Below are 15,879 nucleotides of genomic sequence, written 5' to 3'. Positions count from 1 at the left end.
TTAGCAGATAATTTAAAAGAAGTTTACAGTCTAACAAAAGCAACGAATATGGAACTGATTGTTTGCCTACCATATTATCTAGACACAGAAGGGTTCGATGAAGAATTAGAAGCAATTATTTCAGAAGCTTCCGATGAGGTAGCCATTATGAATTATTATCGTGGTAAAGAAATTGATCATATTGCTAAAGAAGTAAGTATGAGTAAGCAATATGATAAGTCCATTCAAACGGTTTATGAATTACAACAAGTTGGTATTGCTAACTTGACAGCACAAAATACTTTCCATTACGAGGGGCTAGTAGCGATGATTGAAAACTTTGAGGCTCTAACTAATCATTATGGCAATCAAGAAATTCATTTAGGTATACATGAATTTAATAGTTTGCTAGAGCTAACAGCTTTAGAAGAGGGGTAATTTTTTGATTTGGGAATTTAATTTTCTATTGTTTTACTTAATCCTACTGGTTATTATCAGTATATTCACTTATTTTTCGATATCCTTATACCATCGCTATACTAATTTCTCTGCTAAGAGAAGCGATAAGGAAAAAGAAGAGATGCGCAAGTGGATTATAGAGGTGAAGGGTTTAAATTATGACAGTGAGACTTTCTATCGTGATGTGACATCTCCCAAGAAGATGATTGTATTTTTGGAGATTGCTAAGGAATTACTTAATGGTAGCCAGAAAGATAATGATTTGATCAAAGATTTCATTGATAAGTCATACAAAGATTGGCTAAGAGTCGGCCAGTACTATTTAAAAGAATCTTCAACCCATAAAGCTTATTATGCCTATGCAACGAGTAAGTTACCATTTAGGCAAGAGGGCAGGGATACGACTGAGTTGGAATCAATACTATTGAAGATCCCTCTACAATCGTCAATATATTCTAAGAATCACGCTTTTGCGGCTTTAACTAGTTTAGGCAATCCTCATTCAGTGGTAAAAGGACTTGAGCAGTTGAGTCGTGAAGATTTAACACCCTTAAATACAAAATTAATCACGGATAGTCTATTAGCTTTTACTGGTGACTTTGATGAGTTACTACACTTACTAGACACGAATTGGAGTCAGTTGTCATCGCATTATCAAACTGCTATCATTGATTTTGCTCGTATCAAGGGTTCAGCACAATTCCAACAGTTCTTGCTGCCATACTTAGATGGTGAAACAGAAGATGTTGATTATATATGTGCTGTACTCAGATATTATGGAAAAATCGAGACCGAAGAAGCTTATCCATATATCTTATCATGGGCTAATAATGATGATGTGAATTATATAGCATGTACCGGTGTAGGAACGAGTACTTTAATAGCCTATCCTGGTCAAGAAACGATCGAGCAACTAATAAGGAATGTTACATCAAGAGATTGGTATGTACGTCGGAACGCTGCTGAAGCTTTAAGTAAATTAGTAGATCAACCACAACGACTATCATCAGTATTTGAAGGTGAAGATCAATATACGATTGATCAATTGACCTATTATTATGAAAAAAGGGGATTAAGTTATGAATATTGATCTGTTATTTCAAATCTCAGAAAAGTTTTTCTTAGGCTACTTAATTTTTTACATGACTTATATCTTAATAGGTAACATCATGGCTATGGTGAAACTTTATAAACGACGACAAACAAAACTATTGATGAACCAATTAGACCATGAGTATTATTACCCAGTATCCATTGTCGTACCTGCTTTTAATGAAAGTGAAACGATAATAACAACAATCGATAACTTACTGCATTTAGACTATAAAATTTATGAAATTATCGTAGTAGACGATGGATCAACTGATGATACTGCTCAGAAGGTAATTGAACGATTTAATATGGTGAAAAATGATGTCCCCATTCGCCTACAAGTACCTTCCCAACCGATCGAATCAGTTTATGGCATATCGAAAGGTGGAAAAACCATTAAACTGATCCGAAAAGTTAATGGCGGTAATAAGGCTGATGCGGTAAATGCGGGGATTAATGCGAGTGAATATCCATATTTCGTATCGATGGATGCAGATGAGGTCTTACAAGCCGATGCGCTAAAGAATGCCATTCAATTATTCTTCGAAGATGATCGTACAGTAGCTGTTGGGGGACTGTTGGGTATTGCTAATGATGTCGTCTTTAAAGATGCTTATCCAGTAGAAACACCTTTACCAAAAAACTTGGTTGCCGCAATGCAAACCTTGGAATACGGCCGTGCATTTATGGGGTCGCGTATATCTAGTGATGCCTTTAATGCAAATTTAAATATATCTGGCGGTTTTGGTTTATTCAAAAAACAAGCAGTAATTGATATCAATGGGTACGACCCTAATAGTGTTGCGGAAGATATGGACTTAGCTTTACGACTACATCGTCACCATGTCGAGAATGATATTCCTTATAAGATTCGTTTTGCTGAAGATGCAGTATGTTGGACGCAAGCGCCTTTCTCAATGGATGACCTAGCGAAACAACGTGCTCGTTGGCATCGTGGTTTGATGCAAACGATGTGGGCCCATAAATCTATTCTTCTAAATCCAAATTATGGCTTACTAGGCTTGTTATCTTACCCGTACTTTTTGATGTATGAACTTTTAGCGCCGTTTATTGAACTGCTTGGTTTATTTATCATCATCCTAGGTCTTTACTTAGGGATAATCAATATTCCGATGATGCTGATATTAACAGGCCTATACTTCATATTCAATTTGTTTCAGACTATGGCCTTCTTTGTTGGGCGATACTTTATTCAAGATTACAAACGTTATCCCGGAGAAGTTGCGAAAGCTTTCTTTGTGGCGACTTTGGATGCCGTCTTCTTCAGACCTTACTTATTGTGGGTACGATTATATTCGGTATTCACTTATCATGCAAAACTACATTCGTGGGCACCAATTGAACGTGGCACTATTAAAGACCAGAGCGTAAATGACTAGGGTTTAACTTTAAGCTAACAAGATGAATCTTGATATACAAAAAAACCAGGTAAGTTAGAGACAAATTCTAACTTACCTGTTTTTTCATTTTAATGAAAAGGATTATAAAACCGGCCTTGGTTAACTCTAAACAACCATAATCCAAGTACAACTAAAAATCCTGTCACAATCAAGGCGATGATATCTGCCTTCATAAATGGACGGGCCCGGTACCAAGTCCGTTTGTTACCTTTACCAAACCGTCGTAACTCCATGGCTTGGCTGATTACTTCAATCCGATCTAATGAAGAAAATATGAGGGGCATAATCACTTGTGCCGACCGTTTCACTCTTTCAGTCAAGCCAGCCTTGTTAGACATCTCAATGCCTCGTGCCTGTTGGCTTTGTCTTACTGCGAAGAATTGGTTCTGGATATCTGGTATATACCGTAGGGCTAACGAAACTGCATATGAAATTCGGTAAGACACGCCAATTCGATTTAAGGAAGAAGCAAATTCACTTGGGTTAGTGGTCAACATGAAGATTAAGGCTAATGGAATCGTCGAGAAATACTTAATCATCAAGTTGAATTCATAGAAGACTTGCTCCCAAGTGAGAGAATAGCGGCCAACCCCTTCCCAGATAACAGTTCGCGACTGGTATAAATTGACCCCATATTCAGGTTCGAAGATATAGACAGTCACTAAGTTCAATACTGAGAAGATTAAAATGAAATAGACGACTGTAGACACTTCAGTCCATTGAATCTTAGAAATATAGAAGAGAACTAGTGATAAGACAGCTAAGCCTACTAAAAACCGTGTGTCATAAGATGTCATGGCGATGACAGACAGCAAGATGAAGGCGATTAATTTTGTCGCACCAGATAAGCGGTGCAAGGGTGATTCCTTCTTGATATACCCAAAACTTTGACCTTGTTTATTCGCCATCGTTCTCACCTCCACCCCATACACTCGCTTGTCCATCTCGCTGAGTCTGACGTTCGAACTGGATGAACCGGTCGATAAAGTCCCTCGCTTCAATCTCATCCACCACTTGCCCTAAATCATACAAGGAAGTAGGGGCTAAATGGGCTTGGTCTATCAAGTTTTCATCCGTTAAGACCGCAGCTGGACGCATATCACCCACAACATGACCCTCGTGGAAGACAATCGTCCGGTTGGTATACTCCTGAATCAAATGCATATCGTGGGTAATCATCAGAATCGTAATCCCTTGATCTCGGTTTAAACCCTCGATAAATCGCATCATATCAGTATAATGGTTATAATCTTGGCCTGCTGTTGGTTCATCTAAAATTAAAACTTTTGGATCTAACACTAAAATACTCGCAATTGTTGCCCGTCGTTTTTGCCCATAAGACAAGGCCGAAATTGGCCAATTCCTGTATGGATATAAGCCGCAAATTCGCAAGGCATCAGCCACTTTTTCAGCTAAACCATTTGCATTATCCGCATACAAGCCACGGTTGATTAGTCCAGATGCTACCTCATCGAATAAAATGTTCTTCGAGATCATCAAATTGGGGTTCTGCATCACGTAGCCGACAGAATCCGCAATTTCCTTAATTGATAATCCGTCTAAATCCTCCTGGAAAAGGGTTATCTGTCCTGAATCTGGCCGCTCAAAGCCACAAATCAGTTTCGCTAGGGTAGATTTACCAGCGCCATTTGTCCCAACAATAGAAATCATTTCACCTGCATGAATGGTCAACTCTAAATTGGAAATTAGAGGCGTGCTATCATAAGAAAAGCAAACATCTTCTATTTTTAATATAGGTTCTTTCTTTATATTAATAGGTGTTTCTTCATTACTAGCGATCCATTTAGACAGCTTATTCGCTACTGTAGGTGTTACCATATCAGAACGAAACCGTCCTAAATGAGGGACATCTTGGATTGGTACACCTGCATAATTAAAGGCGTCTAAATATAAAGGTTGTCGTACCCCAATTTGATTGAGTAGTTCTGACCTCAATAAATCATCAACGGACATATCAGCAAGAAGATGACCATTATCGATTACGAGTACACGGTCGAATTCAGCAACTAACGCCTCTTCTAACCGGTGCTCAATCACAACGGTTGTTAAATCTTTTTCCTGATTTAATTTGGCGATCAATTCCATGGTCGCTAAACCACTTGCAGGGTCAAGGTTTGCTAAGGGTTCGTCAAATAAGACGATAGGGGATTCGTCAATTAGGACCCCACCTATAGAGACGCGCTGTTTTTGCCCACCGGAGAGTGATTGAGGGGGATAGTCGAGTAAGTCATATAAATTTAAAGTATTAGCCCATGTGTTTACATGAGATACCATGTCATCTTGGCTTACTTGGTCATTTTCCAAGGCAAAGGCTAGGTCTTCAGCTACAGTTAGGCCGACAAATTGTGCGTCAGTGTCTTGTAGGACGGTACCGACGCTTAGTGATAAGTCGAAAATGGACTTGCTGGCGGAATCTTCGCCATTAATCAAAACCTGTCCGGTTAAATCCCCTTCGAAAGTATTTGGAATCTGTCCATTTATGATTTTACCAATAGTTGACTTACCAGACCCAGAAGCACCAATTATCAAAACTTTCTCTCCTTGCTGGATTGAGAAAGAGATGTCGGTGAGGTTTTTCTCTGCTTGACTAGCATATTTAAAAGAGATGTGTTTAAATTCAATAGCCGGCGACAGATTACTGTCCACCGGCCGATTGTTCCTTGCAAGATTCGTCATAGTAAAACTTCCTATTAATTTTCTTTACGTAAACTACCAGATTTGGTCCGAGTACTAGCATACCCCTTTAATAATAAAGTACCGATGATACCAACTGCGATTGTATTTAAGATAGCAGATACAATACCTTGAACGAATACTTTAGAGGCTGGCTCAGAGTAAATAACGATATCTAAGGCAGGCGCTAGAAGTGCCCATGCTAGTAAGTTGACAACAATTTGACCAATATTAAAGGTAATGATATCTTTTTTTGTGAAAAAACCTTGGCTTACTTTAAGTTTACGGCCGATTAAACCATAGCCAAAACCAGTAAAACCAGATGTCAGTACCCAAGACCACCATAAACCGTAAGTAAGCAAATCTTTAATAGCATGACCGATTAACCCAATTAATAAACCAGCAAATGGGCCAAAGACAGTCGCCATTAAGGCTAAAAATGGATAAGTTGTTTCAATAGAGGTATTTGGTACACCAGTTGGGATGGATAAAAAGCGACCTAAAATAAAGAAGACTGCTGCTCCAATACCAATAGCTACTAAGCTTGTAATAGATGATTGATTATTCTTCATAATGTTTTCTCCTCATTTATTTCTTCTATATAATAGCACTTATCAATGAATGCTAATACCTAGCAATTAAATTTTGTTAATTTCAATGTTCCAATCGATACCCGTACCGACGCCATATGTTTCAGAGAAGTTCTGTTGGTTGATAGCCACGCCTAAGTTTAAAAGCGAGTTGATATAACCTACAGGCTCCCCCACTGCAACATCTGCAAAGGAATGACCAAATAGAATGTGGTTTTGGTAATGCTTGATATCGTTATGATATATCGTCACTGAAATAGTATCGCCATTTTGAATACCTGCTTCTTTTAACATACTAGAAGGGATATTAGTCCATAGTGAGCCAAAGCGTATATCTAGAATATCGATAGTACCATAAATTTTATGGTCAACAAGACGTAATTCTCCAAGTTCAAAGCTAGTAATCTCTGAAATGGCAATCTCATTTTTCAAATCATTATAGTAAGTTTCATCTTGGGCTAGTTTTGCACCGTTATAAACGTAAACGTCGCGGCCATGAAAGGTGTGTGACTCTTCAGAATGGGGTAAACGGTTTTTAATTTCATCAATTTCCTTCACTGATTCTAACCCAATATGATTTGCTACATGTGTTAAGGTGCCATTATCTGGTGTCACAATATAATGGCCAGTTTTCGTTTTTGCTACCACTGATTTACGCGCAGAACCCACACCAGGGTCGACAACAGAAACGAAGACAGTTTGCGGAGGCCAATATTTAATAGTTTGCAGTAAACGGTAAGAGGCAGCAAAGATATCGTAAGCAGGGATCTCATGTGTAAGATTAGCGATTGTTAGCTTAGGATCAACTGTGTAAGCTACGCCGTACATTGCAGCGACTGCACCATCAGCCAAACCGAAATCTGTTTGTAAAACTAGAAAGTTATTCGTCATTTTGTATCCTCCAGTATATCAAAAATCCTTTTATAGGCTTATCATACGCAATTTAATACGAATTAACAATCCTTGAAAAGCTAATTAAGCTAGTTAAATACTATCGAAGGTGATAGGCATAGCAAAATATTACTGAGGCTAGTATATGATTTTTGAACAGCCTTTTGGTAAAATATAAACTATGAGCATTTAATCCTATACTATATATAGAAGAAAAAGTTTATGGCCTAACACCACATTAGGATAATAGTCAATAATTTAGTAAACTTAAAACTACATTGGTTATATAGTAGAAAAAACGGGGAGAGGATATCATGACACAACAATTTCCAAAGCAAAGTTTATTGGAAGTATTAACAGCTTATAAGGATGATCAAAACCCACTTACCACTTTACAGTTGCTCACAACGATGGCTACAGCTAGCCTATATGCAATCCGTCAGAAGACAACACCAGCAGATCAAGCTGTGTGGCTCACATATGAAAATGATGATGGCCATAAAGAGTTAGTAACATTTACTGAGGAGGCACAAGCAAATACATATATAGATGAAAGCCAAAATGTAACTGTCGAACAAGTTACTTTTAAACAAATCGCCTTGATGGTGCTGGCTAAAGATAACTTAATAAATAGCTTTATCGTAAATCCAAATACAACTAAAGCAAAATTTAATCAAGATATTATTCAAAAAATATGGCAGTATGCGATTAAACATGTATAATGTACCTGTTGGAATATGATACAGTAGGGTGCGTTGCTAAGAAACGACAACCAACTGGGAAAGTATTTTTTGAAATGACACACTAGGAAGCGTTGACAATATAAGCTTGAAAAAGGCCTTTCATACAAAAATGCTGAAGAATAAGCATTTTTTTGAAAGAAATACGAGAAAAAGCTTGCGCTGACTAGTTTTATTTTGTATACTAATTGGGTGCCGTTTTATACGGAACAACAGTATTCACGTGAAAACGTTGATACACCAATAAGCAGTGATGTATGAGGTTGCGACACACCCGGTACCATTGCCATAAGGGTGGCCGGTAATTCATACGGAGCAAGTCAAATTTAAAATATGACGAGGAGGAAAAAAGTCATGGCAAAACAAAAAATTCGTATTCGTTTAAAAGCTTACGAACATCGTGCATTAGATCAATCAGCAGCAAAAATTGTTGATACTGCACAACGTACAGGAGCAGAAGTATCAGGTCCAATTCCATTGCCTACTGAACGCTCATTATTCACAGTGATCCGTGCAACGCACAAATACAAGGATTCACGTGAACAATTCGAAATGCGTACGCACAAACGTTTAATCGATATCGTTAACCCAACACCTAAAACTGTTGATGCGTTAATGAAATTAGATTTACCATCAGGCGTAGACATCGAAATTAAATTATAATCCAGAATCATCGCAATAAATTCGTTAACCCAATTATTAAATAAAAATTATACGGAGGTGTACTCATGACTAAAGGAATCTTAGGAAAAAAAGTAGGTATGACACAATTCTTTACAGAGACTGGTGAATTAGTACCGGTTACAGTTATCGAAGCACAACCAAACGTTGTTTTACAAACTAAAACAAACGAAACTGATGGCTACGAAGCTATCCAAGTTGGTTTTGATGACAAACGTGAAGTATTGGCAAACAAACCTCACAAAGGTCATGTAGCAAAAGCAGAAACTACTCCTAAGCGCTTCATTAAAGAATTCAAAGATGTTGAGCTAGGAGATTACGAAGTTGGATCAGAAATCAAGGTTGATATCTTCCAAGCAGGAGACATCGTTGATGTTACGGGTACTTCAAAAGGTAAAGGATTCCAAGGTGCTATTAAGCGTCATGGACAAGCGCGTGGACCTATGTCACATGGTTCTCATTACCACCGTAGCCCAGGTTCAATGGGTATGGCATCAGATGCTTCTAAAGTATTCAAAGGTAAAAACTTACCAGGACAAACTGGTGGTACGCAAATTACTATCCAAAACTTAGAAATCGTTAAAGTAGATGTAGAACGCAACGTAATCTTGATCAAAGGGAACGTTCCAGGTGCTAAAAAATCTATGGTAACAATCAAGTCTGCAGTTAAATCTGCTGAATAATATTGGGAAGGAGGAACAGTTTCATGGCAAACATTACATTATTTAAACAAGATGGTTCACAAGCCGGCGAAATTACATTAAACGATGAAATCTTCGCAATTGAACCAAATGAAAATGCAATCTACGATGTAGTTATTATGCAACAAGCTTCATTACGTCAAGGTACTCACAAAGTTAAAGGACGTTCAGAAGTTAGCGGTGGTGGACGTAAACCATGGCGTCAAAAAGGTACAGGTCGTGCTCGTCAAGGTTCAATTCGCTCTCCACAATGGGTAGGCGGTGGCCGTGCATTCGGACCAACACCTCGTTCATATGCTTACAAATTACCTCGTAAAGTTCGTCGTTTAGCTTTACGTTCTGCATTATCTAATAAAGTAGCAGAAAACAACTTCATCGTTGTTGATGAATTAGCATTCGAAACACCAAAAACTAAACTATTCCAAGAAGTGTTGAATAACTTACAAGTTGAAAATAAAGTTTTAGTTGTCATTAACAAAGACAATGACAACGCACAATTATCAGCTCGTAACTTACCAAACGTAAAAGTAGTTGATGAAAACAATGTTAACGTGTACGACTTAGTTAACGCTGAAAAAGTCATCATTACCAAAGCAGCACTTTCTAACGTAGAGGAGGTACTAGCATAATGTTGGCACACGACGTAATCATTCGCCCAGTCATCACAGAGGAATCTATGTTGAAAATGGACGAAAATAAATACACTTTTGAAGTTGCTGTTAAAGCAAACAAAACAGAAGTTAAACAAGCAATCGAAGAATTGTTCAACGTAGACGTGAAAAACGTAAATATCATGAACGTTCGCGGTAAATTAAAACGAATGGGACGTTTTGCTGGTTACACACGCAAACGCCGTAAAGCAATCGTAACTATTGCTGAAGGTCAATCAATCGAAATCTTCGGAAACGAAACAGAATAATTAAGATAGGAGGAAATTCACGTGGCGATAAAAACATATAAAGCAACGACTAACGGTCGTCGTAACATGTCAGGTTCAGATTTCTCAGAAATCACAAAAACAACACCTGAAAAATCATTGTTAGAATCACAAAGCAGACGTGCTGGTCGTAACAACAACGGTCGCATTACGGTTCGTCATCACGGTGGTGGACACAAACAAGCTTACCGTATCATTGACTTCAAACGTAATAAAGACAACGTTGAAGGTGTAGTGAAAGCTATTGAATACGATCCAAACCGTTCAGCTAACATTGCATTAATCCACTATATAGATGGTGTTAAAGCTTACATCATTGCACCTAAAGGCTTACAAGTAGGTGCTCGTATTTCTTCTGGTGAATCAGCAGATATCAAAGTTGGTAATGCATTACCATTGAAAAACATCCCTGTTGGTACTTCAGTACATAACATTGAAACTAAACCTGGTAAAGGTGGACAATTAGTTCGCTCTGCTGGTGCTAGCGCTCAAGTGTTAGGTAAAGAAGACAAATACGTATTGGTTAAACTAGCTTCTGGTGAAGTTCGTATGATCTTAGGTACTTGCCGTGCAACAGTTGGGGTTGTAGGTAACGAACAACACAGCTTAATTAACGTAGGTAAAGCAGGACGCTCTCGTTGGGCAGGTAAACGACCAACAGTTCGTGGTTCTGTAATGAACCCTAACGATCACCCTCACGGTGGTGGTGAAGGTAAAGCTCCAGTAGGACGTCCAAGTCCAATGACACCATGGGGTAAACCTGCACGTGGTATTAAGACTCGTGATAAGAACGCACGTAGCAATAAATTAATTGTACGTCGTCGTAACTCTAAGTAATCACATTAAATAGGATAGCGAAGGGAGCCAAACACATATGAGCCGTAGCTTGAAAAAAGGACCTTTTTGTGATGACCATTTAATGAAAAAAGTGGTTGCACAACAAGACGCACAAAAGAAACAAGTAATTAAAACATGGTCACGTCGTTCAACAATTTTCCCTAACTTTGTTGGGTTAACAATTGCTGTATATGATGGCCGTAAACATGTACCAGTTTATATCCAAGAAGATATGGTAGGTCACAAATTAGGTGAATTTGTACCAACTCGTACATACAAAGGACATGGCGCTGACGACAAAACAACTCGTCGTTAATCTGAGAGGAGGAAATAAAGAATGGCAGAACAAATTACATCTGCAAAAGCAACTGCAAACACAGTTCGCGTTTCTGCTCGTAAAGCACGTTTAGTTGTTGACTTAATCCGCAATAAGACTGTCGGTGAAGCTATTGCAATCTTAAAAAACACTCCTCGTTCAGCATCTCCTGCTGTAGAGAAAGTGTTAATGTCTGCAATTGCTAACGCAGAACACAACTTTGGCTTAGAGCCAGCAAACTTAGTAGTAAGCGAAGCATTCGTAAATGAAGGACCGACAATGAAACGTTTTCGTCCACGTGCGAAAGGCGCTGCTTCTAGAATCAACAAACGTACAAGCCACATTACAGTGGTAGTAAAAACAGCAGAGGAGGCATAATTAATGGGACAAAAGATTAATCCTATCGGTATGCGTATCGGCGTTATCAAAGATTGGGACGCTCGTTGGTATGCAGAAAAAGACTTTGCAGATACTTTACACGAAGACTTACATATCCGCGAATATATCGCTGAAACATTAAAAGATGCTTCTGTATCTCAAGTTGAAATTGAACGTGCTGCAAACAAAGTTAACGTAAACATCCACACTGCTAAACCAGGTATGGTTATCGGTAAAGGTGGTTCAGAAGTTGATGCATTACGTAAAAGCTTAAGCAACCGTACAGGTAAAAAAGTACATATCAACATTGTAGAAATTAAAAAACCTGAATTAGATGCTAAATTAGTTGGTGAGTCAATTGCTCAACAATTAGAAAACCGTGTAGCTTTCCGTCGTGCGCAAAAACAAGCAATTCAACGCACAATGAAATCTGGAGCTAAAGGTATCAAAGTACAAATCTCAGGTCGTTTGAATGGTGCCGACATGGCGCGTTCAGAAACTCAAGTAGAAGGAACTGTTCCATTGCATACATTGCGTGCGGACATCGACTACTCATGGGAAGAAGCCGACACTACTTACGGTAAAATCGGTATTAAAACATGGGTATGCCGTGGTGAAATCCTTCCAACAAAAAATAATCAAGGGGAGGCTTAAAACATGTTAGTACCTAAACGTGTAAAACACAGACGTGAATTCCGTGGTAAAATGCGTGGTGAAGCTAAAGGTGGAAAAGAAATTGCATACGGTGAATACGGTCTGCAAGCATTAGATTCAGCATGGATCACAAACCGTCAAATTGAAGCATCTCGTATTGCTATGACACGTTATATGAAACGTGGTGGGAAAGTATGGATTAAAATCTTCCCACATAAATCTTATACAGCTAAAGCAATTGGTGTTCGTATGGGTTCTGGTAAAGGTGCTCCTGAAGGTTGGGTATCTCCAGTTAAGCGTGGTAAAATCTTATTTGAAGTTGCCGGCGTTCCAGAAGAAGTCGCTAAAGAAGCATTGCGTTTAGCATCTCACAAATTACCTATTCGTACAAAAATCGTAAAACGTGAAATTGGTGGTGAATCTAATGACTAAATTTACAGATATTAAAGATCTTTCCACTGCTGAACTTACTGCTAAAGAACAAGAATTTCGTCAAGAATTATTCAACTTAAGATTCCAATTGGCAACTGGTCAATTAGAAAACACAGCTCGTATTAAAGCTGTTCGTAAAGATATCGCACGTGTAAAAACTGCGTTACGTAATCAAGAAGCGTAAGAAAATTCAGTAAAGGAGGAAACCTGTCCATGGAAGAACGTAATAACCGTAAAGTGTTACAAGGTCGTGTTGTTTCTGACAAAATGGAGAAAACAATCACTGTCCAAGTTGATACTTTCAAATTCCATCCAACGTACGGTAAACGTATAAAATATTCTAAAAAATACAAAGCACATGATGAAAACAATTCAGCAAAAATGGGTGACATCGTTCGCATCGCGGAAACTCGTCCATTATCAAAAGACAAATACTTCCGTCTTGTTGAAATCGTTGAAGAATCAATCATTATTTAATAACAACTGGAAGGAGGTACTCTATAAATGATTCAATCAGAAACTCGTTTAAAAGTAGCAGATAACTCAGGCGCACGTGAAGTCCTAACGATTAAAGTATTAGGCGGATCTGGTCGTAAAACTGCAAACATTGGTGATGTTGTCGTGGCAACTGTAAAAAATGCAACACCAGGTGGAGTTGTCAAAAAAGGTGATGTAGTTAAAGCAGTTATCGTTCGTACTAAGAGCGGCGTTCGTCGTCCAGATGGTTCTTACATCAAATTCGACGAAAATGCATGTGTAATTATTCGTGACGATAAATCTCCTCGTGGAACACGTATCTTTGGTCCAGTTGCACGTGAATTACGTGACAACAACTATATGCGTATTATTTCATTAGCTCCAGAAGTAATCTAAAATCTGAAGAAAATAAGGAGGTGCCCGTTTAAATGAAAATAAAAGCAAATGACACAGTTATCGTTATTGCCGGTAAAGATAAAGGCAAACAAGGTCGTGTAAAACAAGCTTTGCCAAAAGCAGACAAAGTTGTTGTTGAAGGTGTAAACATCGTGAAAAAACATCAACGTCCAACTCAAATGAACCCTCAAGGCGGTATCATTGAAGTTGAAGCACCTATTCATGTATCTAACGTACAACTAGTAGATCCTAAAACAGGCGAAGCAACACGTGTTGGTTACCAAGAAAAAGATGGTAAACGTGTTCGAGTAGCGAAAAAATCAGGCGAAGTAATCGCTGAAGCAGTATCAGGAGAGGAGGACGCTGAATAATGACTAATCGTCTACAAGAAAAATATAAAAATGAAGTAGTACCATCATTGATTGAAAAATTTAACTATAGCTCAATCATGCAAGCACCTAAATTAGATAAAATCGTTATCAATATGGGTGTTGGTGATGCAGTATCTAACGCGAAAAACTTAGAAAACGCTGTTGAAGAATTAACATTAATTTCTGGTCAAAAACCAGTTATTACAACTGCTAAGAAATCAATCGCTGGTTTCCGTTTACGTGATGGTATGCCAATCGGTACTAAAGTTACTTTACGTGGTGAACGTATGTATGAATTCTTCGATAAATTAGTAACAGTTTCACTACCTCGTGTACGTGACTTCCGTGGTATCAGCAACCGCTCATTCGATGGACGTGGTAACTATACTTTAGGTATCCGTGAACAATTGATCTTCCCAGAAATCGACTTTGATAAAGTATCAAAAGTTCGTGGTATGGACATCGTAATTGTTACAACTGCAGAATCTGACGAAGAATCATTAGAATTATTAACGCAACTAGGAATGCCATTCCAAAAATAATAAAGTCTTGAAGGAGGCGTGAGTAATTTGGCAAAAAAATCAATGATCGAAAAGAACAAGAAACCAGCTAAATATTCTACTCAAGAATATACTCGTTGTGAACGTTGTGGACGCCCACATTCAGTTTACCGTAAATTTAAATTATGCCGTATTTGCCTTCGTGAACTTGCCTATAAAGGGGAAATTCCTGGAGTCAAAAAAGCAAGCTGGTAAATTGCTGGTAATTAAGTAAAGGAGGGTGTACTCGTAATGGTCATGACTGATCCAATTGCGGACTTTTTAACACGTATTCGTAACGCCAACATGGTGCGCCACGAATCATTCGAAAGTCCATCATCAAAAATCAAAGAAAATATTGCTGCTATCCTTAAAGAAGAAGGATATATCAAAGATTACGAAATCATCGAAGATGATAAACAAAATGTTATCCGTGTGTTCATGAAATACACTAACGATAACCAACGAGTAATCACAAACTTAAAACGTATCTCTAAACCTGGTTTACGTGTATACGCGAAAAGTGATCAAATTCCTAAAGTTTTAAATGGCTTAGGTACTGCATTAGTTTCAACATCTGAAGGTGTTATTACTGATAAAGCAGCTCGTGCTAAAAACATCGGTGGCGAAGTTTTAGCTTACGTTTGGTAATTAATAAAAATAAAAACAACATTATTGAAAGGCAGGTGCAGTCTAGATGAGTCGTATTGGTAATAAAGTTATCGAGATTCCTAGTAACGTAACCGTAGAAAAAGCTGGTTCAACTATCACTGTTAAAGGCCCTAAAGGCGAATTATCACGTGAGTTCAACCCTGTAATTGATGTTCAAATCGGCGAAAAAGAAATTACTTTCACTCGTCCAAATGATCAGAAAGATGTACGTTCTATTCACGGAACTACTCGTGCATTAGTAAACAACATGGTTGTTGGAGTTTCTGAAGGATTTGAAAAGAAACTTGAAATGACTGGTGTTGGTTACCGTGCACAATTAGCAGGTAACAAATTAACTTTAAACGTTGGTTTATCTCACCCAGTTGAATTTGTAGCGCCAGAAGGCGTTGAAATTGAAGTACCAACAAATACTACAATTAACGTAAAAGGTATCAACAAAGAAGTTGTTGGTGAATTAGCAGCGAATATCCGCTCAACTCGTTTACCAGAGCCATATAAAGGTAAAGGTATTCACTACGTTGGCGAATACATTCGTCGTAAAGAAGGTAAAACTGGTAAATAATTGTAATGTTTTACAATTATTTCCTTTTACTTGTATCCAAATTATATATAAACTAAGGGT

Annotated in this window: 25 protein-coding genes; 21 read left to right on the top strand and 4 right to left on the bottom strand. The window is 38.1% G+C overall.

Annotated elements, in window-relative coordinates; translation table 11 throughout:
* Nucleotides 1-48 precede the first annotated feature (48 nt).
* The 3 genes from CJ191_RS00740 to CJ191_RS00730 all read left to right on the top strand — a co-directional run bounded on the left by CJ191_RS00740 (nt 49) and on the right by CJ191_RS00730 (nt 2,930).
* A complete protein-coding gene (locus CJ191_RS00740; protein WP_102198661.1) occupies nt 49-417 on the top strand; it encodes a hypothetical protein in 369 nt (122 codons plus the stop codon).
* Between the two features lie 142 nt (nt 418-559).
* Nucleotides 560-1,528: a HEAT repeat domain-containing protein gene (locus tag CJ191_RS00735; protein WP_102198660.1), complete on the top strand. Its 969-nt coding sequence runs from the start codon at nt 560-562 to the stop codon at nt 1,526-1,528.
* The gene (locus CJ191_RS00730) at nt 1,518-2,930 is read left to right on the top strand and encodes a glycosyltransferase family 2 protein (RefSeq protein WP_102198659.1); all 1,413 of its coding nucleotides are present in this window, start codon (nt 1,518-1,520) and stop codon (nt 2,928-2,930) included. Before CJ191_RS00735 ends, CJ191_RS00730 begins: the two co-directional genes overlap by 11 nt.
* Nucleotides 2,931-3,019: 89 nt before the next feature.
* Here CJ191_RS00730 and CJ191_RS00725 read toward each other — a convergent pair whose 3' ends face one another.
* The 4 genes from CJ191_RS00725 to CJ191_RS00710 all read right to left on the bottom strand — a co-directional run bounded on the left by CJ191_RS00725 (nt 3,020) and on the right by CJ191_RS00710 (nt 7,126).
* Nucleotides 3,020-3,859 carry an energy-coupling factor transporter transmembrane component T family protein gene (locus CJ191_RS00725; protein ID WP_102198658.1) on the bottom strand — a complete coding sequence of 280 codons (840 nt, stop codon included), beginning with the start codon at nt 3,857-3,859 and terminating at the stop codon, nt 3,020-3,022.
* Nucleotides 3,849-5,648: an ABC transporter ATP-binding protein gene (locus tag CJ191_RS00720; protein ID WP_102198657.1), complete on the bottom strand. Its 1,800-nt coding sequence runs from the start codon at nt 5,646-5,648 to the stop codon at nt 3,849-3,851. The genes CJ191_RS00725 and CJ191_RS00720 overlap by 11 nt, the downstream gene beginning before the upstream one ends.
* A gap of 14 nt (nt 5,649-5,662) precedes the next feature.
* Nucleotides 5,663-6,217: an ECF-type riboflavin transporter substrate-binding protein gene (locus CJ191_RS00715; protein ID WP_102198656.1), complete on the bottom strand. Its 555-nt coding sequence runs from the start codon at nt 6,215-6,217 to the stop codon at nt 5,663-5,665.
* Between the two features lie 66 nt (nt 6,218-6,283).
* On the bottom strand, nt 6,284-7,126 hold the full coding sequence (locus CJ191_RS00710) for an SAM hydrolase/SAM-dependent halogenase family protein (RefSeq protein WP_102198655.1): 843 nt from the start codon (nt 7,124-7,126) through the stop codon (nt 6,284-6,286).
* Between the two features lie 314 nt (nt 7,127-7,440).
* Here CJ191_RS00710 and CJ191_RS00705 point away from each other — a divergent pair, with 314 nt between their 5' ends.
* From CJ191_RS00705 to rplF, 18 genes are all read left to right on the top strand, one after another.
* A complete protein-coding gene (locus tag CJ191_RS00705) occupies nt 7,441-7,848 on the top strand; it encodes an SseB family protein (protein WP_102198654.1) in 408 nt (135 codons plus the stop codon).
* 372 nt (nt 7,849-8,220) lie between these two features.
* The gene (gene rpsJ / locus CJ191_RS00700) at nt 8,221-8,529 is read left to right on the top strand and encodes a 30S ribosomal protein S10 (RefSeq protein ID WP_016896561.1); all 309 of its coding nucleotides are present in this window, start codon (nt 8,221-8,223) and stop codon (nt 8,527-8,529) included.
* Nucleotides 8,530-8,594: 65 nt separating this feature from the next.
* Nucleotides 8,595-9,230 carry a 50S ribosomal protein L3 gene (gene rplC / locus CJ191_RS00695; RefSeq protein ID WP_070466767.1) on the top strand — a complete coding sequence of 212 codons (636 nt, stop codon included), beginning with the start codon at nt 8,595-8,597 and terminating at the stop codon, nt 9,228-9,230.
* A 23-nt stretch (nt 9,231-9,253) separates the two neighbouring features.
* Nucleotides 9,254-9,877: a 50S ribosomal protein L4 gene (gene rplD, locus CJ191_RS00690; protein ID WP_070466765.1), complete on the top strand. Its 624-nt coding sequence runs from the start codon at nt 9,254-9,256 to the stop codon at nt 9,875-9,877.
* The gene (rplW, locus tag CJ191_RS00685; protein ID WP_102198653.1) at nt 9,877-10,167 is read left to right on the top strand and encodes a 50S ribosomal protein L23; all 291 of its coding nucleotides are present in this window, start codon (nt 9,877-9,879) and stop codon (nt 10,165-10,167) included. Before rplD ends, rplW begins: the two co-directional genes overlap by 1 nt.
* A gap of 21 nt (nt 10,168-10,188) precedes the next feature.
* The gene (rplB, locus tag CJ191_RS00680) at nt 10,189-11,022 is read left to right on the top strand and encodes a 50S ribosomal protein L2 (protein WP_070466761.1); all 834 of its coding nucleotides are present in this window, start codon (nt 10,189-10,191) and stop codon (nt 11,020-11,022) included.
* A 37-nt stretch (nt 11,023-11,059) separates the two neighbouring features.
* Nucleotides 11,060-11,338 (top strand): 30S ribosomal protein S19, encoded by a 279-nt coding sequence (gene rpsS / locus CJ191_RS00675; protein ID WP_004262557.1) that lies wholly within the window; start codon nt 11,060-11,062, stop codon nt 11,336-11,338.
* A gap of 21 nt (nt 11,339-11,359) precedes the next feature.
* Nucleotides 11,360-11,716 carry a 50S ribosomal protein L22 gene (rplV, locus tag CJ191_RS00670; protein WP_070466760.1) on the top strand — a complete coding sequence of 119 codons (357 nt, stop codon included), beginning with the start codon at nt 11,360-11,362 and terminating at the stop codon, nt 11,714-11,716.
* Nucleotides 11,717-11,719: 3 nt separating this feature from the next.
* Nucleotides 11,720-12,370 carry a 30S ribosomal protein S3 gene (rpsC, locus tag CJ191_RS00665; RefSeq protein ID WP_070466758.1) on the top strand — a complete coding sequence of 217 codons (651 nt, stop codon included), beginning with the start codon at nt 11,720-11,722 and terminating at the stop codon, nt 12,368-12,370.
* Between the two features lie 3 nt (nt 12,371-12,373).
* Nucleotides 12,374-12,802: a 50S ribosomal protein L16 gene (gene rplP, locus CJ191_RS00660; protein WP_070466757.1), complete on the top strand. Its 429-nt coding sequence runs from the start codon at nt 12,374-12,376 to the stop codon at nt 12,800-12,802.
* Nucleotides 12,795-12,986, top strand: a complete 192-nt coding sequence (gene rpmC / locus CJ191_RS00655; RefSeq protein WP_070466755.1) for a 50S ribosomal protein L29 — start codon at nt 12,795-12,797, stop codon at nt 12,984-12,986. Before rplP ends, rpmC begins: the two co-directional genes overlap by 8 nt.
* A 29-nt stretch (nt 12,987-13,015) precedes the next feature.
* Nucleotides 13,016-13,279, top strand: a complete 264-nt coding sequence (gene rpsQ, locus CJ191_RS00650; protein WP_004262572.1) for a 30S ribosomal protein S17 — start codon at nt 13,016-13,018, stop codon at nt 13,277-13,279.
* A gap of 27 nt (nt 13,280-13,306) precedes the next feature.
* On the top strand, nt 13,307-13,675 hold the full coding sequence (rplN, locus tag CJ191_RS00645; protein WP_070466754.1) for a 50S ribosomal protein L14: 369 nt from the start codon (nt 13,307-13,309) through the stop codon (nt 13,673-13,675).
* A gap of 32 nt (nt 13,676-13,707) precedes the next feature.
* Nucleotides 13,708-14,046, top strand: coding sequence for a 50S ribosomal protein L24 (gene rplX / locus CJ191_RS00640; protein ID WP_102198652.1), 339 nt, complete (start codon nt 13,708-13,710; stop codon nt 14,044-14,046).
* On the top strand, nt 14,046-14,588 hold the full coding sequence (gene rplE / locus CJ191_RS00635) for a 50S ribosomal protein L5 (protein WP_070466750.1): 543 nt from the start codon (nt 14,046-14,048) through the stop codon (nt 14,586-14,588). The genes rplX and rplE overlap by 1 nt, the downstream gene beginning before the upstream one ends.
* Nucleotides 14,589-14,615: 27 nt before the next feature.
* A complete protein-coding gene (locus CJ191_RS00630; protein ID WP_004262592.1) occupies nt 14,616-14,801 on the top strand; it encodes a type Z 30S ribosomal protein S14 in 186 nt (61 codons plus the stop codon).
* 36 nt (nt 14,802-14,837) lie between these two features.
* A complete protein-coding gene (rpsH, locus tag CJ191_RS00625; RefSeq protein ID WP_070466749.1) occupies nt 14,838-15,236 on the top strand; it encodes a 30S ribosomal protein S8 in 399 nt (132 codons plus the stop codon).
* Nucleotides 15,237-15,282: 46 nt separating this feature from the next.
* Entirely contained in the window at nt 15,283-15,819 is a 537-nt protein-coding gene (rplF, locus tag CJ191_RS00620; protein ID WP_070466747.1) for a 50S ribosomal protein L6, read from the top strand.
* The last annotated feature ends 60 nt before the right edge of the window (nt 15,820-15,879 follow it).

Source organism: Aerococcus viridans, from assembly GCF_002871935.1.
GTDB classification, from domain to species: Bacteria; Bacillota; Bacilli; order Lactobacillales; family Aerococcaceae; genus Aerococcus; species Aerococcus viridans_B.
This window is presented reverse-complemented; position numbering and strand designations above follow the sequence as displayed.